The sequence below is a fragment of the Xanthobacter sp. SG618 genome (assembly GCF_012932745.1).
Classification (GTDB): Bacteria; Pseudomonadota; Alphaproteobacteria; order Rhizobiales; family Xanthobacteraceae; genus Xanthobacter; species Xanthobacter flavus.
This window is the reverse complement of the sequence record NZ_JABBHL010000001.1, coordinates 61,671-81,345: the sequence shown is the minus strand read 5'-3', so window position 1 is coordinate 81,345 and position 19,675 is coordinate 61,671. Positions and strand designations below refer to the sequence as shown.

The following is a 19,675-nucleotide window of genomic DNA, read 5'->3' as shown; positions in this document are numbered from 1 at the left end:
TGCACAGTGCGCCACGCGCCGGGTGATGCTGTATAAGGACGAGGCCCGCGGCAGCCCCGGGCATATCCCGTTCTGCCGCAGCGGATGGAGAACCATGTCGAACGCGCTCGCCTTCCTCGTCAACACGTCGATCGTGCTCCTCACAGTCGCCGCCATGGAGGGCGTGGCGTGGGCAGCGCATAAATATGTGATGCACGGCTGGGGCTGGGGCTGGCACAAATCGCACCACGAGCCGCGCGAAGGCGTGTTCGAGCGCAACGACCTCTATGCCGTCGTGTTCGCCGGCATCGCCATCCTGCTCATCTACTTCTATCGCAATGGCGGCCCGCTGCTGTGGGTGGGCGTGGGAATGACCGTCTACGGTTTCCTCTATTTCTTCGTCCACGACGGCATCACGCATCAGCGCTGGCCGTTCCGCTACGTGCCGCGCAATGGCTATCTCAAGCGCCTCGTTCAGGCACATCGGCTGCATCACGCGGTGGAGGGCAAGGAGGGCTGCGTCTCCTTCGGCTTCATCTACGCGCCACCGCCGGCCGCGCTGAAGGCCAAGCTGAAGAAGCTGCACGGCGGCAGCCTCAAGAACAGCGAAGCAGCGGAATAGCCGCGCAACTCCTGATCCTGAAACGAAAAGAGGCGGCCCGAGAGCCGCCTCTTTCTGTTTGATTGGAGATCCGTCAGGCCTTGACCAGCGGCAGCTTGGGCACCGGGCTGCCGGAGCGGCCCGAGCCGCCGGCCGGCCCGCCCTTCGGGCCCTTGCCCTTGGGGATGGGCTTGGCCTTCGACTTGGCCGCCGGCTTGCGGCGCTTGGCGGGAGCCGGGACGATCTTCTCCGGCTTGGGGGTGACGGGGCCTTCGGGGAATTCGAAGCCGAGCTTCGAGTCCTTGCCCTCGCCCTCCACCACCACGCGGACGTGGCCACCATTCTTGAGCGCGCCGAACAGCACGAGGTCCGCCAGCGGAGTCTTAATGAACTCCTGGATGACGCGGGCCATGGGCCGCGCCCCCATCTGCTCGTCGTAGCCGCGATCCACCAGCCACGTGCCCGCCTCGTCGGAGAGCTCGATGGTGACATTGCGGTCGGCGAGCTGGGCCTCCAGCTGCAGCACGAACTTCTCCACCACCTGGGTGATGACCTCGGGCGGCAGGTGGCCGAACGGGATCACCGCGTCGAGGCGGTTGCGGAACTCCGGCGCGAAGGTCCGGCTGATGGCCTCCGAGTCGTCGCCCTCACGCTTCTGGCGGGTGAAGCCATAAGCGGGCTTGGCAAGGTCAGCGGCGCCCGCATTCGTGGTCATGATGAGGATCACGTTGCGGAAGTCGATCTGCTTGCCGTTGTGGTCGGTCAGCTTCCCGTGGTCCATCACCTGCAGGAGGATGTTGAAGAGGTCCGGATGGGCCTTCTCGATCTCGTCCAGCAGCAGCACACAGTGCGGGTTCTGGTCCACGCCGTCCGTCAGCAGGCCGCCCTGGTCGAAGCCCACATAGCCGGGAGGCGCGCCGATGAGGCGGCTCACGGTGTGGCGCTCCATATACTCCGACATGTCGAAGCGCAGGAGCTGCACGCCCAGGATGGAGGCGAGCTGCTTGGCCACCTCGGTCTTGCCGACCCCGGTGGGGCCGGAGAACAGGTAGCAGCCGATGGGCTTCTCCGGCTCGCGCAGGCCGGCACGGGCCAGCTTGATGGAGGCGGAGAGCGCCTCGATGGCCTTGTTCTGCCCGTAGACCACCCGCTTGAGGGTCGTCTGCAGGTTGGCAAGCACCTCGGCATCGTCCTTGGAGACGGTCTTGGGCGGAATCCGCGCCATGGTGGCGATGGTCGCCTCGATCTCCTTGAGGCCGATGGTCTTCTTGCGCTTGGCCTCGGGCAGCAGCATCTGGGCCGCGCCCGACTCGTCGATCACGTCGATCGCCTTGTCCGGCAGCTTGCGGTCATGGATGTAGCGGGCCGACAGCTCCACCGCCGCCTTGATGGCGTCGTTGGTGTAGCGCAGCTTGTGGTAGTCCTCGAAGTAGGGCTTCAGCCCCTTCAGGATCTCGATGGCGTCCGGCACGGTGGGCTCGGCCACGTCGATCTTCTGGAAGCGGCGGACGAGGGCGCGGTCCTTCTCGAAATACTGGCGGTATTCCTTGTAGGTGGTCGAGCCCATGCAGCGGAGCGAGCCGGAGGCCAGCGCCGGCTTCAGCAGGTTGGACGCATCCATGGCGCCGCCCGAGGTCGCACCGGCACCGATGACCGTGTGAATCTCGTCGATGAACATGATCGCGTTGGGATAGGCCTCGATCTCCTTCACCACCTGCTTGAGGCGCTCCTCGAAGTCGCCGCGATAGCGGGTGCCGGCGAGCAGCGCGCCCATGTCGAGGGCGAAGACGGTGGCGGTGGCCAGCACCTCCGGCACCTCGCCATCGTTGATGCGCTTGGCGAGACCTTCGGCGATGGCGGTCTTGCCGACGCCCGGGTCGCCCACGAACAGCGGGTTGTTCTTCTGCCGGCGGCAGAGCACCTGGATGGTGCGGGTGATCTCGCTGTCGCGGCCGATGAGGGGGTCGATCTTGCCCTCATGCGCCTTCTTGTTGAGGTTGATGCAGTAGGCGTCGAGCGCGTCGGCCTTCTTCTGCTTGTCGTCGCCGGACTTGGTCTCGGTCTCCTCGTCGGCGCCGCGCACGGGCCGGCTCTCGGACATGCCGGAGCGCTTGGCGATGCCGTGGGAGATGTAGTTGACCGCGTCGTACCGCGTCATGTCCTGCTCCTGCAGGAAATAGGCGGCATGGCTCTCGCGCTCGGCGAAGATGGCGACGAGCACGTTGGCCCCCGTCACCTCCTCGCGGCCCGAGGACTGGACATGGATGACCGCGCGCTGGATAACGCGCTGGAAACCGGCCGTCGGCTTGGAATCGTCCGAGCCGGACTGGACGAGATTTTCCAGCTCGGTGTCGACGTATTCAATGAGATTGCGACGAAGCTTCTCCATGTCGACGTTGCAGGCGCGCATGACGGCGGCCGCATCCTGATCGTCGACAAGCGAGAGAAGCAGATGCTCGAGAGTCGCGTATTCGTGGTGGCGTTCGTTCGCGAGGGCCAGAGCGCGATGGAGCGACTGTTCGAGGCTGCGTGAGAATGTAGGCATCGACACCTCTTTCGCGCGTCGCACCGGACTTTCGGAATTTTCCCCCAGATCCGGAGCACGTGCACCATTCACACAAACTTCGTACTGGATGCCGCAGTGCGCAAGTCCCTCGGTGAAAGGAAAGCGCGGGGGCCCGTCGCCGAATAGGACTTGACGACGGCACAACGCCCCGCTGGCCCGAGCTTCCGCCCGGGTCGGGTCACGATCACTTTTTCTGCGAGAAGTCTGGTCGCCGCCTGTTGCGGCTTACTTCTTTTCCATCACGCACTGAAGCGGGTGCTGATGTTTGCGGGCGAAATCCATCACCTGAGTCACCTTCGTCTCGGCGACCTCGTAGGTGAAAACGCCGCATTCGCCCACGCCATGGTGATGAACATGGAGCATGATGCGGTTGGCCTCGTCGCGGTTCTTGCTGAAGAACCGCTCGAGAACGTGCACCACGAACTCCATCGGCGTGTAGTCATCATTCAGCAGAAGCACGCGATAGAGGCTCGGCCGCTTGGTCTGGGGCTTGGTGCGGGTGATGACGGCGGTGCCCGGTCCGTCGCCCTTGCGCGGCGGCTCTCCGGCCATGGCGCGCGCGGGAACCACGCGGGCGCGATCGGCGCCTGCCGGATGAGACGGATGGAAAACGTGCTTCATGATCCTCGCGCCCTGTCGCAATCTCCGGCGGCAACCCGGAGCCTCGACGCAGCCCTTGACGGCTGGCAATCATAGAAAAATCAGTGCGTCCGCGCCAGTACCACGGTGCGTCAGGCGCATGCAGTCGCAGGAACGTCGGTCGGCTTCTATGTCGGGAGCAATGCGGGCGGGCGCAAGGTCAGCTGCGCAATTCGCGCGTGCGGCGCTTTGATGCGCGGGGCCGGCACAGGGCGAAGCCGGAACGCAAAAGGCCCGCACTTCACCGGGCTGGTGCCCGTGCGCGGCCGGATCGTCAGACGTGGGAGCGCCGGGGCGCGACGCGATACGAGCCCCCGGCGCGGCACCGGGAGGCCAGCCCTGACGGGCGGCCTCGCGGGATCATCCAGCCCCCGGCACGCAATGCAGCGCGCCGGACGGGGCGAACCTCAGGCAAAAAGCCCGGGGAATTTGCCTCAGCGGCCGAACTTGCCGAAGGAGGTCTCGAAGGGCTTGTAGCTCTCCTTCGCCAGCTCCGTGTAGAGCTCGCCGAGCTTGGTCGCCTGGGCGACGGCGCCCTCGTAGGCGGTCTTGAGGTAGGACTGCTGGATCTCGATGGCCTGCTCGAGGGTCTTGGCACCGAGCAGCTTCTCGAGGGCAGCGGTGCCCTGCTCGAAAGAAGCCTTGGTGTAATCGGCGATTTCCACCGCGATCGCCTGGGCGCTCTTGGAAAGAGTGCCGAAGCTCTTCACCGCGGCTTCGATGTTGTCCTTGCTGAGCTTCTGGAGCTCTTCAGCGCTCTGAACCATTGGGTGTCCCCTTTCGCGCCAGCCAACGCGCTGGCATTGCGTCGAGTGGATTATGCCTCCGCTCGGTTGTAAATATTATGCACTGCACAACGAAAGTCAAGCGATATGTTGCACCGCACAATGTGGCAGGGGTGTCCGGTTTACGCCTTGGTAACTCCGCGTTTTTAGGGTCAGGCACTGGTCGCTTCCCTGGACCTCCGGTGCGACGCACAAGCCTGCCACCAGGCTTCCCTGTCACATCGGTGTTCCGGACAAAGGGGCGGCGTCTGCGACCAGCGACACGGGACAAAAGTACATGCGTTACGCTCGCGGCGGTCTGCCAAATTGCTCGAAAGCCCTTGCCCTTGCGGTACTTGCGGCCTTCTCCCTGACCGCCACGGTGGCTGATGCGAAGCCGCGCAAGAAGACGCAGGTCGAGCGCAGCGCCAAGTCTTCGTCCAAGTCCTCCGCGAAATCCGCGTCGAAGACGAAACCGTCCTCCAATACCAAGACGGTAGCCGCGGCCGACCCCGACGGCGGGCGCTGGCGCTACGGCTCCGCCGCGATCATCGTGGACGCGAATACCGGCAAGGTGCTGTACGAGGAAAATTCGGACGCCCTGCGACATCCTGCCTCAGTCACCAAGATCATGACGCTTTACCTCCTGTTCGAGCAGCTGGAGGCCGGAAACCTTCGTCTCGACAGCAAGTTGGAGGTATCCGCGAAGGCGGCGTCGCAGCAGCCCTCCAAGCTGGGCATGCGGCCCGGCCAGACGATCGAGGTGGAGGACGCCATCAAGGCGATCGTCACCCGCTCGGCCAACGACGTGGCCGTTGTGATCGCCGAAAACCTCGCCGGCTCCGAGTCGGCCTTCGCCGAGGCGATGACCGAGAAGGCCCGCGCGCTCGGCATGAGCCGCACGGTCTATCGCAACGCGTCCGGCCTGCCCAACGTGAACCAGGTGACGACGGCCCGCGACCTGTCCATCCTCGGCCGCGCGATCCAGGATCGTTTCCCCAAGCAGTACAAGTACTTCGCTACCCGCACCTTCTATTATCGCGGCCAGGCCATCGGCAATCACAACCGCCTGCTCGGCCGGATCGACGGCGTGGATGGCATCAAGACCGGCTACACCAACGCCTCGGGCTACAATCTCGTTACCTCGGTGAAGCGGGACGGCCGCTATCTCGTCGGCGTCGTGCTCGGCGGCTCCAGCGGCGGCTCGCGCGATGCGCGCATGACCAGCCTCATCAGCCAGAACCTGCCCACCGCCTATGCCGGCGGCCGCGTGGCGCCGAAGATCACGGAAGTCGCCGACAACGCCTTCTCCATCGGCAAGCCGGGCAGCTTCAATGCGCCCATGCCCGTGGTCGCGGCCCGTGACGACGTCCAGCCCCATGCGGTGGCGCCGCTGCCGAAGCCGGCCGTGGTCGAAGCCAATGCCGAGCCGACCACCACCGCCTCCATCCCCGCCAAGCCCGCCGCGCGCACCGCCAACCAGGTGGTCGCCGCCGCCGCGCCCTCGGCGCCCCTGCCGCAGGTGAAGCCCGGCTCCGCCGAGCCCATCAAGCCGGTGGCCGTGAAGACCGTTGCGATCCAGAAGCCCACCGCCGCGAATGTGGCTGCAGCACCGGCCGCTGCGCCCGCTCCGGTGCAGGTGGCAGCCACCACCCAGTTCACCTCCGCGCCTGCGGGCGTCCTGGGCTATCTCGGCCCGTCGAGCCTCGCCCAGTCCCCGGCGGCGGCCGCCGCCACGGCTGCCGCAGAAGGCCGGGCCCACGCCAAGCCGCAGCAGGTCGCCGCGCGCACCGACGTGCCGGCCCCCGCTCCCGCCGCGCCGACCGGCAAGGACACGTCGCGCCTTGGCGTGCCCGATGCCGCCGCCGAGCAGGCGATGCGCGCCGCGCGGATCGCCGCCATGGAGCCGGACGATCCGTATGCCCGCGCGCTGCGCTCCGCTCGTGAAGGTGTGGTGGACGATCGCGCCCGTCCTCAGGCCGCGCAGCAGGCCGCCAAGCCTGTTCGCACCGCTTCCCTCGCCCCGGTGGCAGCTCCCCAGCCCGCGGCCGCTCCCGCCCCTTCCCAGCGCAGCCATGTGCCGGCTTCGGCCAAGAGTGGCTGGAGCATCCAGATCGGCGCGTTCGACGGCGAGCGCGCGGCCCGCACCAAGCTCGACGCCGCCCGGGCGCGCGTGAAGTCCGCGCTGGCCGGTGCCGACCCCTATACCGAGAAGGTGACCAAGGGTTCGACCGAGCTCTACCGCGCCCGCTTCGCCGGGTTCGATGAGAAGTCGGCGAAGGAAGCTTGCCGTTTACTCAAGCGTAACGATTTCGACTGCATGCCTATCAGGAATTGAAGTTCTGACAGAGAATCAGCGATGCTTGCGCAAGATCACGTCCTTCGCTCGGTTGATCCTCGCCGCGAGATAATCGGATCCGCCATGATCGGGGTGGAGCTTCTTCATGAGGGAGCGGTGCGCCGAGCGGACAGCTTCGGCGCTCGCGCCCGGCTGAAGGCCAAGGATCTGATAGGCCTCCTCCTCGGGCATCGCAGCGTCCAGGCCACCGCCTCCGCCCATATCCCCCGCACCCGCGTTTCGCTGTGCGTCCTCACGCCAGGCGGGCGCCCGGCGGTCGAGATAAGCTTCGAGTAGAGCCAGCGACTGCGCATCGCACTGCGGGCGCAGCGCCACGAGGGAGGGGATGTCCAACTCCTCCAGCCGCCGGCCGGCATGGACCCCGGCCAGAACCGCTCCGCGCATGTCGCCGGTGGCATGGTCCAGTTCCATCTCGATCATGGACGTGCGCACCCCCGAGGTCTTCGGTGCGCTCCGCCGTTTGAACAGCCCGCCGAGATAACCGCCGATCCCCTGAGGATCGAGCCGCCCGAGCAGGGCGATGCCCGCCGCGCCCAGTGGGAGCGCGATGCCGATCCGGCCCGTGACCAGAGCGCCCGCGGCACCGAGCAGCGCGGCATAGGCCAGCGTCCGCATCATCGTGGCGATGAGTACCTTCGGATCGGCCTTGGTCCAGACCGAGAGGCCATAGAGGCCGATCAGCAGCAGCAACGCACCGGCGACAAGGCTAATCACGCGGAACTCCGGATCGAAAGCCGCGCCCCTGCGCCGGCGGGATGATTAGGAAAGACGGGCGAAGCACCACCGGTCAGCGGCCCATGGCGGCGATGAGGCGCCGGGCGCCGGCGTCGCGACGGGACGTCAGCGCCATCTGGCCACCGGCGGCATAGGCGGCGACCGCCGCGAGCAACTGGCGAAGCTCGCCGGGGGCCGAGGGATCGAACCGGCACCACGCTCCCCCGGTGACCTGCGCAAGGCCGCGAAAGACGTCTTCCACCCGGGCGTCATTGCCTTCCTGGAACATGAACAGCTTCACGCCGCGCAAGGCGAGCTGCCCCGCGGCCTCCCTGAGCACCGCCGGATCTTCCTCCACCGCGTCGCCGACGAAGACCGCGGCGCGCAGCCCCGAGCGTTCGGCTTCCTTGCCGAGATGGCCGAGGATGCGGTTGATCTGGGTGAGGCCGCCCATGCAGGAGATACGCCGCATCAGCCCGCCCAGCGTCGCGGCATCGCGCACGAAGGGGGAGGCGCGGCACTCGTCCTGTCCCCGGTAATAGACAATCTGCATGTCGAGGCCGCCATGGGCGGCGGCGGAGGCGAACATGTCCGCCTGGATGTCGCATGCGAGCGTCCATGTGGGCTGGCGCGAGCCGGTGGCATCGAGCGCGAAGGACAGTCTGCCCCGCCCATCCGCAGGGCGGGCCGGCGGCATGCTGCGGGCCGCGGCGAGGAACGCCTCCACCTCGGCCGAGCCGGATACCGGAACCGTTCCGCCCGCTTTGGTTTCCGCCAGTTTCCCCTTGCTGTCGTCGCGCGTCGCCATCGGTTCCTCTCTTGTTCACACATAAGCCGCTTCGGACGGCGCACCAAGGCCCCCTCCCCGCCGGCCGCGACGGATGCATCGCAATGGCTTGAAGCGGACCGGCCCAGGGCCTATCTGCACCCCCCAGCGGCGGGGCGCCGTATCGAGGGGATGGGACGATGGCGACTTTGCCGAAGGTTGTGGGGCGCGTGCGCGATCTGAGGTCGGCAGTGGCCGGCTTCCGGGCCGAAGGCTCCAAGGTGGCGCTGGTGCCCACCATGGGCGCGCTGCATGTGGGCCACATGGCGCTGGCCGAGAAGGCGCGGGAACTCGCCGGCCGTACCGTCGTGTCGATCTTCGTCAATCCGGCCCAGTTCGCCCCCCACGAGGATTTCGACAAATATCCCCGCGCGCTGGAAGCGGACCTCAACAAGCTGGCCGAGGTCGGCGTCGATCTCGTCTATGCGCCGACGGCGACGGAGATGTACCCGGCGGGCTTTGCCACGCGCATTACCGTGGGCGGTCCCTCCGAGGGGCTGGAGACGGATTTCCGGCCACACTTCTTCGGCGGCGTCGCGACCGTGGTGGGCAAGCTCTTCACCCAGTGCACGCCCGACTACGCCATGTTCGGCGAGAAGGACTACCAGCAGCTCAAGGTGGTGACGCGGCTGTCGAAGGATCTTGATCTCGGCGTCGAGGTGGTGCCGGTGCCGACCATCCGCGAGGAAGACGGCCTCGCCCTCTCCTCCCGCAACGCCTATCTCGACGAGGAGCAGCGCAAGATCGCGCCGGTGATCTACGCCGCCCTCACCCGCGCCGCCGAGCAGATCCGGTCGGGCACCGAACCGCAGGCGGCGGTGGATACCGCCTCCGGCATGATTTCCGCGCTCGGCCTCAAGGTGGACTATGTGGCGGCCCGCCATGCCGAAACGCTGGCGCCGCTCAAGGATGCCAAGGAGCCGATCCGGCTTCTTGCCGCCGCGTGGCTCGGCCAGACCCGGCTGATCGACAACATCCCCGTGTGAAGCGAATGGGCGGCGGTCTAGACCGCCCCCATGTAGCTCGCCGCAAAGCCGATCACGACCAGCGCGAGGCCGACGGACAGGACCATGAGCATGCGGCCGGAGGTGACGCCCTGCCTCGCCTTGGATGCCGTCTTCACCGGCGCCCCGTCCATGGTGCGGCCATCGGTTCGATGAAAGTCCACGTCTTCGCGGGCTTCTTTGGGATCTTGCATGGTGTTCTCCTGACGGTGTTGTGTTCCGTAAGGAGAACGCTCCCTAGCGCCAGGGGTTTCCCCGTGGCGCCGGGAAGGTTTGCCTAGCCTGCGGCCACCTCGCGCATCCGGGCGAAAGCCTGGTCGAGGTCGGCCTTGAGGTCGGCGGTATCCTCGAGCCCGATGTGCACGCGCACGGCAGGCCCTTCCACCTCCCACCGCGTCGCCGTGCGATAGTCCTTGCAGTCGAAGGGGATGGCGAGGCTCTCGTAGCCGCCCCAGGAATAGCCCATCCCGAACAGCGTCAGCGCATCGAAGAAGGCCGCGACCGCGGCTTCGGGCACCGGCTTCAGGATGAGGCTGAACAGGCCGCTGGCGCCGCAGAAGTCGCGCTTCCAGATGGCATGGCCGGGATCGGACGGCAGCGCGGGATGCAGCACGCGCGAGACTTCCGGCCGCGCGGCGAGCCACTCGGCCATCTCCAGCGCAGCCTTCTGGTGGTGGGCGAGCCGCACCGCCAGCGTGCGCAGGCCGCGCGCGGCGAGCGCGATGTCGTCGGGGCCGACCGTCATGCCCAGCGCGCTGTAGGTGGCGCGCACCTTCCTGAGGGCGTCACCGACCGCCGAGATGGTGCCGATGCTCACGTCCGCATGGCCGCAGATGTATTTGGTGCCCGACTGGATGGAGATATCCACCCCGAACGCATGCGGCTTGAAGAAGACCGGCGTCGCCCAGGTGTTGTCGATAAGGGTGGAGATGCCGCGCGCCTTCGCCACCGCGACGATGGCCGGGACATCCTGCATCTCGAAGCTCTGGGAGCCGGGCGCCTCCAGGAAGATCGCCTTCGTGTTCGGCCGGATCAGCGCCACGATGCCCGCGCCGATAAGGGGATCATAATAGGTGGTCTCGACGCCAAGGCGGGCGAAGAGCCCGTCGCAGAAATTCCGGGTGGGCCGATACACGCTGTCCACCACGAGCACATGATCGCCGCTGCCGGCGACCGCGAGCAGAGCCGTCGTCACCGCCGACAGGCCGGACGGGGTGAGCACCACGCCGTCGCCGCCCTCCAGCGCGGTGAGCGCCACCTGCAGGCTCTCGCTGGTAGGATTGCCGTGGCGGCCGTAGGTGTAGCGCGCGCGATGGTGAATGAGGTCGTCGTAGTTCGGGTAGAGCACGGTCGAGCCACGCACCACCGGGGTATTCACGAATCCGTCGAAACGGCGGGGATCGCGGCCGGCATGGACGATCTTCGTGGCCGTGCCCCGCTCCGCGCCTGACGCTCCGTCTGCCCCGTGGTCATCCCTGCTTGCGTCCGACATGCACATCTCCTGTGGTCACGGCAGCTTGCGACCGATCGGCCGCTATTGACCGCTCCGCTGTGAGGGGTTGTGATGGGCGGGATAGACGGCCTTGATCCGTCCGTCGAGCCATCTCGTGCCGGATCGCGGCGGGAGGCGGCCACGGCAGGGGCTCGTCGTCGCGAAAAAAGGAACCTTCCGTGAAACGCATCCTCCTCGCAGCAGCAGGACTTCTGTCGCTGGCCGGTGCCGTGCAGGCCGCGACCCTCGACGACGTGAAGGCGAGAGGCGCCCTCAACTGCGGCGTGACGCAGGGCCTGCCCGGCTTCTCCAGCCCCAACGACAAGAATGAATGGAGCGGGCTCGACGTGGACTTCTGCCGCGCCATCGCTGCCGGCATCTTCAACGACCCGACAAAGGTGAAGTTCACCCCCCTCTCCGCCAAGGACCGCTTCACGGCGCTGACCTCCGGCGCCATCGACGTGCTGTCGCGCAACACCACCTGGACCATGTCGCGCGACACCACCCTCGGCTTCAACTTCGCCGGCGTGATGTATTACGACGGCCAGGGCTTCCTCATCCGCAAGTCGGTGGGCCTGAAGTCCGCGAAGGAGCTTCAGGAAGCCTCCATCTGCGTGCAGACCGGCACGTCGAACGAGCTGAATGTCGGCGACTACTTCCGCGCCAACAACATGAAGTATCGCGAGGTCATCGCCTTCGCGACCCTCGACGAGACGGTGAAGGCCTATGAATCCGGCCGCTGCGACGTGTTCACCTCGGACAAGTCCCAGCTCGCCGCGGTGCGCCTGAAGCTCACCAACCCGGCGGACCACGTCCTGCTGCCCGAGACCATCTCCAAGGAGCCCCTCGGCCCGCTGGTGCGCCATGGCGACGACCAGTGGTTCGACCTCGTGAAGTGGACCTACTTCGCGCTGCTGAACTCCGAAGAGCTGGGCATCACCCAGAAGAACGTCGACGAGATGGTGAAGTCCGAGAACCCGGACATCAAGCGCCTGCTCGGCACCGACGGCAAGTATGGCGAGGGCATCGGCCTCACCCCCGACTGGGTGGTGCGCATCATCAAGGCGACCGGCAATTACGGCGAGATCTACGACCGCAATGTCGGCCCCGCCACGCCGCTCGGCATCGAGCGTGGCCTCAACAACCTCTGGACCAAGGGCGGCATCCAGTACGGCCCGCCGGTGCGCTGAGCGCATCGGGGCCTGATGGCCCGCGCCTTGCTTGAGAGCTGGGCTTGAAGACGGGGCGGAGGACGCGGGCATCGTGCCCTCCGCCACCAAGAACACAGGCCAAAGGCCTGAGCTTTCGGGGGTTTCATGTCTGAAGTCAGCCCTGCCGCGCCGCCGCGGCCACGGGGCCGTCGCTGGTCCTGGACGGATCCAAAGCTGCGGTCCCAGGTCATCCAGATCACCGTTGCGGTCATCCTCGTCTGGTTGCTGTGGTCGTTCTATTCCAACGCCCAGTCCAACCTGACCCGGCTCGGCATCGCCTCGGGCTTCGGCTTCCTCGACAATCGCGCCGGCTTCGCCATCAGCCAGTCGCTGGTCCCCTACAACGAATCCATGTCCTACGGCCGCGCCTTCCTGGTGGGCCTGCTCAACACGCTGCTGGTGGCCTTTCTCGGCGTCATCCTCGCGACCCTCATCGGCTTCCTGATGGGCGTGGCCCGGCTGTCGAAGAATGTGGTCATCAAGGCGCTCGCCTCCGCCTATGTGGAGATCACGCGCAACCTGCCGCCGCTGTTCCAGATCATGTTCTGGTATCTCGCCGTGCTGGCCACCCTGCCGGGTCCGCGGCAGAGCTGGGGCTTCGGCTTGCAGCCGCTGCTCGGCGCCATCGGCTCGGGCCTGTCCTCCATCGGCCTCGGCTTCCTCGGCGGCCCGCTCTCGACCTATGCGGCCAGCCTCGCGGCGCCCGGCGTGTTCGTGAACAATCGCGGCCTCGTGGTGCCGCGCCCGATCTTCGAGGACGGCTCCATGGCCATCCTCTACGCCCTCATCGCCGCCTTCATCTTGAGCTTCCTGCTCGCACGCTGGGCAAAGAAGCGGCGGGAGGCGACCGGACACTTCTTCCCCGTCTTCTGGACCTCGCTGGGCCTCATCATCGTGCTGCCGCTCCTCGCCTCCGCGGCGATGGGCTTCCCGGTCGGCGTCGAGAAGCCGGAACTGCGCGGCTTCAACTTCGTCGGCGGGCTGCGCGTCATCCCGGAATTCGTGTCGCTCCTGCTGGCGCTCTCCATCTATACCGGCGGCTTCATCGCCGAGATCGTACGCTCGGGCATCCTGGCGGTGTCGAAGGGCCAGACCGAGGCGGCCCATTCGCTCGGCCTGCGCAACGGGCCGACGCTGCGCCTCGTCATCATCCCCCAGGCCATGCGGGTGATCGTGCCGCCGCTCACCAGCCAGTATCTCAACCTCACCAAGAACTCGTCCTTGGGCGTGGCGGTGGGCTATCCTGACCTGTTCGCGGTGTTCGCGGGCACCACGCTGAACCAGACCGGCCAGGCCATCGAGATCATCGCCATCATCATGGCGGTCTATCTCACCATCTCCATCGTCACGTCGGCGATCATGGGCTGGTACAACAAGCGCGTCGCGCTGGTGGAGCGGTGACATGACGGATATCTCCGCCCCCCGCCCCTCCATCACGCCCGCGACGCCCTTCGTTTCGACGGCGTTCCACGAGCCGCAGCCGGCCCCGGTCTCAACCCGCGGCCCTATCCTGTGGGCCCGCCAGCATCTGTTCGGCTCGGTGCCGCAGGTGCTGCTCACGCTGTTTGGTATCTGGCTCGTCTATGTGACGGTGCCGCCGCTCATCAAATTCTTTCTCATCGATGCGGTGTGGACCGGCACCAACCGCGACGCTTGCCTCGCAGAGAAGCTCGGGCGGCAGGTGGGCGCGTGCTGGCCCTTCATCTGGGCCAAGCTCGACCAGCTCATCTACGGCTTCTACCCGGCCAGCGAGCGCTGGCGGGTGAATGTGGTGTACTGGCTCGGCGCCCTTCTGCTGCTGCCTCTGCTGATCCAGAGCCTGCCCTACAAGCGGCTCAACGCCATCGCCTTCTTCGGCGTCTATCCGGTGGTGGCCTTCGTGCTGCTCACCGGCGGCAATCTCGATCTCCAGCGCTTCGTCCTCGGCTGGCTCGGCGTCGATTTCTCCACCATCGGCGGCGCGCAGGGCCTGCGGATCGGCTTCTGGGTCGACTACGTCCTCTCCACCGTCCTGCTGACGGCCATCGCCTACGGCATCTCCCGCTTCCTTGCGGGGCCGGAGGGCGGACGCTCGGCGGCGCAGACGACGCTCAGCGTGCTCGGCGTGCTCGCCATGGTGCTGCTGGCGGTGGACATCGACACCGGCCTGCCGCAGGTCGAGACGCGCCTGTGGGGCGGCCTGCTGGTGACGCTGGTGATCGCCGTCACCGGCATCACCGTGTCCCTGCCGTTCGGCATCCTCCTCGCCCTCGGCCGGCGCTCGAAGCTGCCGCTGGTGAAGTGGCTGTGCATCATCTTCATCGAGTTCTGGCGCGGCGTTCCGCTCATCACGGTGCTGTTCTTCGCCACCTACATGCTGCCGTTGTTCCTGCCCGGCCGCTTCACCATCGACGGCCTGCTGCGGGCGCTGGTGGGCGTCGCCTTGTTCGCCTCGGCCTACATGGCGGAAGTGGTGCGCGGTGGCCTGCAGGCCATCCCCAAGGGCCAGTATGAAGGCGCCATGGCGGTGGGCCTGCGCTCGGGGCTGATGATGCGCCTCGTGGTCCTGCCGCAGGCGCTGAAGCTGGTGATCCCGGGCATCGTCAACAACTTCATCGGCCTGTTCAAGGACACGACGCTGGTGCTGATCGTCTCGATCTTCGACCTGCTCGGCTCCATGCGCGCGGCTTTCACCGATCCCAACTGGGCCTCGCCCACCACCCTGTTCACCGGCTTCGGCTTCGCCGGCATCATTTACTTCGTCTTCTGCTTCGGCATGTCCCGGTATTCGATGGCGCTGGAGAAGCGCCTCGACCGGGCCCAGCGACACTGAGAGGGACTTCATGAGCACCGATCCCATCATCGCCGAAGTCGAGGCCACCGCCCCGAAGATCGCGGTCGAGATGACCGGCGTGAACAAGTGGTACGGCGACTTCCACGTCCTCCGGGACGTGAACCTGACCGTGGAGCGGGGCGAACGCCTCGTCATCTGCGGCCCGTCCGGCTCGGGCAAGTCCACCCTCATCCGCTGCATCAACCGTCTGGAGGAGCACCAGAAGGGCCGCATCGTGGTGGATGGCATCGAGCTGACCGACGACCTCAAGCGCATCGACGAGGTGCGCCGCGAGGTGGGCATGTGCTTCCAGCACTTCAACCTGTTCCCGCACCTCACCATCCTCGAGAACTGCACGCTTGCCCCCATGTGGGTGCGCAAGATGCCGAAGAAGGAGGCCGAGGATCTGGCCATGCACTTCCTCGAGAAGGTGAAGATCCCGCACCAGGCCCACAAATATCCCGGCCAGCTCTCCGGCGGCCAGCAACAGCGCGTGGCCATCGCCCGCGCGCTGTGCATGCGTCCGCGCATCATGCTGTTCGACGAGCCCACATCCGCCCTCGACCCCGAGATGGTGAAGGAGGTGCTCGACACCATGGTGTCGCTGGCCCAGGATGGCATGACCATGCTGTGCGTGACCCATGAAATGGGCTTCGCGCGTCAGGTGGCGAACCGGGTGATCTTCATGGACGCCGGGCAGATCGTGGAGATGAACGAGCCCAACGCCTTCTTCTCCAACCCCCAGCACGAGCGCACCAAGCTCTTCCTCAGCCAGATCCTGCACTGAGAAGGCGCTGGTCGCACGGCACGCCACCGCCCTCCGGCGTCGCCGGGGGCGGCGGGACCAGAGCTACGGTCGGCTGAGGTTTCGAACGAGGCGGCCTACGTCACCGCGCGGTTCGCCCGCCGCTCGCGCAGGGCGAACTGCAGGTTGCGGATGTAGATGAAGGTGGAGAGGGCCTGTCCGGCGATGAACACCGGATCCTTGCGGTAGATGGCATAGACCAGCAGCAGCGAGCCGCCGCCGAGGGAAAAGGTCCAGAACGCAAAGGGAATGACGGAGCGCTGCGCCCGCTCGCTGGCGATCCACTGCACCACGAAGCGCATGGTGAACATGAACTGCGCCACAAGGCCCAGCGCCACCCACCAGTCGAACTGGTCGATGAAAACCTCGGTCATGTAGCGACCGATCTGCGACAGGTAATAGACCATCACCCCCGCTCCACCACATGCGGCGTGCGGCGGCGGCGGACCAGCCAGAACACACCGAACATGTCGATGATGCCGACCCACAGGCGGTTCCAGAACCCGTATTTCGACACGCCGTGCCAGCGCTCGCGGTCCACCACCTTCACGGTGAGGATGTCGTAGCCCTCGCGCCGCACCAGGGCCGCCATGAAGCGGTGCTGGCCGTCGAACATGGGCAGGCGCAGCTGCACTTCCCGACGCACGACCTTGAGGCCGCAGCCGGTATCGCGCGAGCCGTCATTGAGCAGGCTGCGGCGGACGCGGTTCGCGAGACGCGACTGGAAGCGCTTGAAGCCGGTGTCCTTGCGCCCCTGACGCTCGCCCTGCACCATGCCAACACCGGGCCCGCCCGCGTCCATGACGCGGACCATCTCGGGCAGGTAGCCGGGGTCGTTCTGGCCGTCACCGTCCAGCAGCAGGAGAAGATCGCCCCGGGCCGCCCAGGCGCCGGTCTCGACGCCCGCAGACTTCCCGCAGGCCTTCTCGTGCGCCACGATGCGCAGATAGGGACGGGTCTGCTGCGCCAGCCGCAGGTTGGCGCGGGTGGCGTCGGTGGAGCCATCGTCCACGAAAATCAGCTCGAACGGTTCGAACGACAGCGCCGCATCGATCTCTTCGATCAGCGGCAGCACGTTGTCCGCCTCGTCCTTTACGGCGATCACCACCGACAGCCGGGGGGCCGCGGCGGTTTCGGAAGAAAGGGAAGTCAAGGTCTCGCCTCTTGGGCTGGAACGGCTGTGCTCATGTCTTGCGGCGGCGGAAGGGACGATCCAGCCCGCGCGGGATTGACGGGAGCGAGGAGCCGCGCGAGCCGTCGCGCGGATGGCCCCGCCATGGGCACGATCGTCCCGCCCGCGTCAACCGCGAAGACGACGCGGCGGGCGGCGAACAGCTTGACCGTCCACAAGGCGGCGGCTGTCCCAAGGACCGCGCCGGCCACCACGTCGCTCGGATAGTGGGAGCTGAGCACGATGCGGGTCGCGGCGATGGGAAAGGCCGCCACGAGGAGGATCGTCCGCGCCCGCGGGAACAGGGCGGCGAAGGCCACCGCGGCCGCAAATGTGGTGGTGGCGTGCCCCGAAGGGAACGACGCGAAGCTCGACTTCCAGATCAGGAAATCGAACGTCATCTCGGGGCTCGGGCCCTTGATGTGCATGGCGGCATGGGGACGCGCCCGGCCGAGGCTGTGCTTGACGATGGCCACCAGGAGCCCCACCGGCGCGATGGCGAGGAACAGGAAGCCGAGGCGTGCCGCGACACTGGCGGCGATCCGCCTGGTCATCTCGTCGCCCACGTGGGTGAGCATCAACGCATAGGCAAGGCCGATGCCGAGCGGCCACAGCACCACGCCGCTGAAGCCGAGATCGGTGAGGCGGTCGCTGAAGATGACGAGCCACGACGGCGCCTTGAGCCTGAGGCCCATGGTGAGCGGGTCGACCAGCAGCATCAGCGCGGCCACGACCCCAGCCGTCAGCACCGCGAGCGCCAGCGCCTCCCAGCGCCCAAGGAAGCCGAGGCGCGGGCGCGGCACGCCGATGCGGCGCCCGTGCAGATAGGCGAGCCCGCTCCAAATGGAGACGAGGAGCAGGCGCACGCCGTCTCCCACCGTCCGCAGGATTGCGGCGAGCGAACCGGACTGAGCCGCGCCGGTGCCGGACTCCGCGCTCATTGGGCGGCCTCGTCGGAGCGGAACACGGTGATGGAGGTGGGTCGCCCGCCGTTATAGGTGAAGCCGGAGATGGTCGCCACCGCGTGATATTTGAGCCCGAGCAGCCCGGCGTGCCGCTCAAAGAGCGGCGTGAAGCGCTCGTCGATGAAGGCCAGGGCGCAGCCTCCCTTCTTCAGCAGCGCGGCCGCCTCCTTGGGCAGGCCGTATTGGATCTGCGTGCCCACGAGGAAGACGAGGCTCGGCTCCTGATAGGGGAAGGAAGCGACGTTTGCGGCCGGGCAGCCCTGCTGCTTCACCACGGCGGCGAGCCGCTCGGAAATCCACAACGCCCGCATCTGCGGCAGCATGGTCTGCCAGACAGCGAGATAGAGCACCATCGCGCCAGCGAGCGCGGTGAGAAAGGCCCCCTCGATCCCCACCCGGGAGTAGGCCCGCGCCGCCCACCACAGCAGCATGACGCCCAGCAGCAGAAGCGGCCACGCGGCGAGGCCGAAGCCGCTGCCGAAATAGAGATAGGCCGCGCCAAGCGCCAGCGAGACCACAATGCCGAAGCCCGGCCAGAACCAGACCACGCCGGCGAGCCGCGAGCCCACGGCGGCCAATCCGCCCCGCTCGACGACGAGGGCCGAGAGGATCGCCAGCGCCGGATAGACCGGCAGCACATAATGCGGGAGCTTGGTGACGGCGATCTCGAACACCACCCAGCTCGGCACCAGCCAGCACAGCAGAAACCGCTCCGCCCGCCCGCGCCGGTTGCGCCAGACATAGGGGGTAGCCAGGGCGGCAACCACGATGGACGGCCAGAACGTGCCCCATGCGGCGAGGAAATAGCTGCCCGGCGGCCCCCAGTGGCCTTCCGCGCCTTCGGCCACCTTGCCCATCATGTCGACGCCGACGGCCAACTGGTAGAAGGCGCCGTTGGTGACGAGGTAGATGGCGACAAACCACGGCAGCACCAGCAACAGACACCACAGCACGCCCGGAAGGGGTTTCAGTGGCCGCAGGAAGGCGCCAGAGCGGTCCGCGATGGCGAGCGCCGCGATGGCCGGCCCGATGAACAGCGGCGCCACCGGCCCCTTCACGAGGATGCCCGCCGCAAGGCCGGTCCAGAAGATGAAGGCGAGAGTCCAGTCGCCCAGGCGCGCGCCGGGCGGACGGATATAGGCCCGCGTCAGCGCGCCGAAGCACGCGAGAATGGTGAAGAGCAGCACCGCGTCGGTCTTGGCGAGCCGCGCCTCCACCCCCAGCAGCACGCATCCCGCCATCATCAGGGATGCGAACAGCGCGCCGCGTCGGGAGAGGAAGACGAGGGCCGTCCAATAGGTGAGCAGCACCGCGCCGATGGCTGCGACCAGAGACGGCAGGCGGTAGAGCCAGATCGAGGTGCGGGCGGACGGCCCGATCACCGCCTCGCCGGCCTTCACCGTGGCGGCTTGCAACCAGTAGATGCCGATGGGCTTCTTGTACCGCACCTGGGTATGGAAGCGGATGTCGATGTAATTGCCGCTTTCCAGCATCTGCTTCGTCGCCTGGGCGAAGCGCGCCTCGTCGCGGTCGATGGGCGAGAGGTTGAAGAAGCCCGGCAGGAACGAGATGAGGGCGACGGCCACAAGCAGCAGCACGGCACGGCCATGACGCGCCGACGCCGTGTCGAGGATCCCCACGAGGCGCTGCGGCAGGTCAAGATCGAACGCCCGCCGGTGGTCGGATGCGGGCTGTGAGATGGCCATGCTTCGGTCTGGATCCGCTCGAAATGGGCGCGGACAATAACAGAAACGCCCGCACCGAAAA

18 protein-coding genes are annotated in these 19,675 nt (G+C 67.0%); 7 read left to right on the top strand and 11 right to left on the bottom strand.

Going from position 1 to position 19,675, the window contains the following annotated elements; genetic code table 11:
* Window positions 1–94 precede the first annotated feature (94 nt).
* Window positions 95–601 carry a sterol desaturase family protein gene (locus FHT36_RS00410; RefSeq protein ID WP_169120087.1) on the top strand — a complete coding sequence of 169 codons (507 nt, stop codon included), beginning with the start codon at window positions 95–97 and terminating at the stop codon, window positions 599–601.
* A gap of 73 nt (window positions 602–674) precedes the next feature.
* Here FHT36_RS00410 and clpA read toward each other — a convergent pair whose 3' ends face one another.
* From clpA to FHT36_RS00395, 3 genes are all read right to left on the bottom strand, one after another.
* Window positions 675–3,125, bottom strand: a complete 2,451-nt coding sequence (gene clpA, locus FHT36_RS00405; protein ID WP_169120085.1) for an ATP-dependent Clp protease ATP-binding subunit ClpA — start codon at window positions 3,123–3,125, stop codon at window positions 675–677.
* Between the two features lie 246 nt (window positions 3,126–3,371).
* Window positions 3,372–3,698, bottom strand: a complete 327-nt coding sequence (gene clpS / locus FHT36_RS00400; protein ID WP_169121436.1) for an ATP-dependent Clp protease adapter ClpS — start codon at window positions 3,696–3,698, stop codon at window positions 3,372–3,374.
* Window positions 3,699–4,219: 521 nt separating this feature from the next.
* A complete protein-coding gene (locus FHT36_RS00395) occupies window positions 4,220–4,552 on the bottom strand; it encodes a phasin family protein (RefSeq protein ID WP_169120082.1) in 333 nt (110 codons plus the stop codon).
* 295 nt (window positions 4,553–4,847) lie between these two features.
* On the opposite strand from FHT36_RS00395, the gene FHT36_RS00390 reads away from it, so the two are divergent.
* Window positions 4,848–6,887, top strand: a complete 2,040-nt coding sequence (locus FHT36_RS00390; protein ID WP_169120080.1) for a D-alanyl-D-alanine carboxypeptidase — start codon at window positions 4,848–4,850, stop codon at window positions 6,885–6,887.
* A gap of 15 nt (window positions 6,888–6,902) precedes the next feature.
* On the opposite strand, the gene FHT36_RS00385 is transcribed toward FHT36_RS00390, so the two are convergent.
* The gene (locus tag FHT36_RS00385) at window positions 6,903–7,622 is read right to left on the bottom strand and encodes a DnaJ domain-containing protein (protein ID WP_348644356.1); all 720 of its coding nucleotides are present in this window, start codon (window positions 7,620–7,622) and stop codon (window positions 6,903–6,905) included.
* Between the two features lie 73 nt (window positions 7,623–7,695).
* On the bottom strand, window positions 7,696–8,430 hold the full coding sequence (locus FHT36_RS00380; protein WP_169120078.1) for a VWA domain-containing protein: 735 nt from the start codon (window positions 8,428–8,430) through the stop codon (window positions 7,696–7,698).
* Between the two features lie 158 nt (window positions 8,431–8,588).
* On the opposite strand from FHT36_RS00380, the gene panC reads away from it, so the two are divergent.
* Window positions 8,589–9,434, top strand: a complete 846-nt coding sequence (panC, locus tag FHT36_RS00375) for a pantoate--beta-alanine ligase (protein WP_169120076.1) — start codon at window positions 8,589–8,591, stop codon at window positions 9,432–9,434.
* Between the two features lie 17 nt (window positions 9,435–9,451).
* Here the strand turns inward: panC and FHT36_RS00370 are convergent, their stop codons facing one another.
* Together FHT36_RS00370 and metC are read right to left on the bottom strand one after the other, a co-directional pair.
* The gene (locus FHT36_RS00370) at window positions 9,452–9,646 is read right to left on the bottom strand and encodes a hypothetical protein (protein WP_169120074.1); all 195 of its coding nucleotides are present in this window, start codon (window positions 9,644–9,646) and stop codon (window positions 9,452–9,454) included.
* 83 nt (window positions 9,647–9,729) lie between these two features.
* Window positions 9,730–10,944, bottom strand: a complete 1,215-nt coding sequence (gene metC, locus FHT36_RS00365) for a cystathionine beta-lyase (RefSeq protein ID WP_169120072.1) — start codon at window positions 10,942–10,944, stop codon at window positions 9,730–9,732.
* A gap of 179 nt (window positions 10,945–11,123) precedes the next feature.
* Between metC and FHT36_RS00360 the strand changes: the two genes are divergently transcribed.
* The 4 genes from FHT36_RS00360 to FHT36_RS00345 all read left to right on the top strand — a co-directional run bounded on the left by FHT36_RS00360 (window position 11,124) and on the right by FHT36_RS00345 (window position 15,754).
* Entirely contained in the window at window positions 11,124–12,134 is a 1,011-nt protein-coding gene (locus FHT36_RS00360) for an amino acid ABC transporter substrate-binding protein (protein ID WP_024278849.1), read from the top strand.
* A gap of 126 nt (window positions 12,135–12,260) precedes the next feature.
* Window positions 12,261–13,556, top strand: coding sequence for an amino acid ABC transporter permease (locus FHT36_RS00355; RefSeq protein ID WP_169120070.1), 1,296 nt, complete (start codon window positions 12,261–12,263; stop codon window positions 13,554–13,556).
* Window position 13,557: 1 nt separating this feature from the next.
* Window positions 13,558–14,967 carry an amino acid ABC transporter permease gene (locus FHT36_RS00350; RefSeq protein WP_169120068.1) on the top strand — a complete coding sequence of 470 codons (1,410 nt, stop codon included), beginning with the start codon at window positions 13,558–13,560 and terminating at the stop codon, window positions 14,965–14,967.
* 10 nt (window positions 14,968–14,977) lie between these two features.
* Complete coding sequence (locus FHT36_RS00345; protein ID WP_024278846.1) at window positions 14,978–15,754, top strand: amino acid ABC transporter ATP-binding protein; 777 nt, start codon at window positions 14,978–14,980, stop codon at window positions 15,752–15,754.
* Between the two features lie 95 nt (window positions 15,755–15,849).
* On the opposite strand, the gene FHT36_RS00340 is transcribed toward FHT36_RS00345, so the two are convergent.
* From FHT36_RS00340 to FHT36_RS00325, 4 genes are read right to left on the bottom strand one after another with little or no spacing between them, the layout of a single operon-like run.
* Window positions 15,850–16,179, bottom strand: a complete 330-nt coding sequence (locus FHT36_RS00340; RefSeq protein WP_029558685.1) for a lipid-A-disaccharide synthase N-terminal domain-containing protein — start codon at window positions 16,177–16,179, stop codon at window positions 15,850–15,852.
* The gene (locus tag FHT36_RS00335) at window positions 16,179–16,925 is read right to left on the bottom strand and encodes a glycosyltransferase (protein WP_169120066.1); all 747 of its coding nucleotides are present in this window, start codon (window positions 16,923–16,925) and stop codon (window positions 16,179–16,181) included. Before FHT36_RS00335 ends, FHT36_RS00340 begins: the two co-directional genes overlap by 1 nt.
* Window positions 16,922–17,884 carry a phosphatase PAP2 family protein gene (locus FHT36_RS00330; RefSeq protein WP_169120064.1) on the bottom strand — a complete coding sequence of 321 codons (963 nt, stop codon included), beginning with the start codon at window positions 17,882–17,884 and terminating at the stop codon, window positions 16,922–16,924. The genes FHT36_RS00335 and FHT36_RS00330 overlap by 4 nt, the downstream gene beginning before the upstream one ends.
* Window positions 17,881–19,614: a glycosyltransferase family 39 protein gene (locus tag FHT36_RS00325; RefSeq protein WP_169120063.1), complete on the bottom strand. Its 1,734-nt coding sequence runs from the start codon at window positions 19,612–19,614 to the stop codon at window positions 17,881–17,883. The genes FHT36_RS00330 and FHT36_RS00325 overlap by 4 nt, the downstream gene beginning before the upstream one ends.
* Window positions 19,615–19,675: the final 61 nt, after the last annotated feature.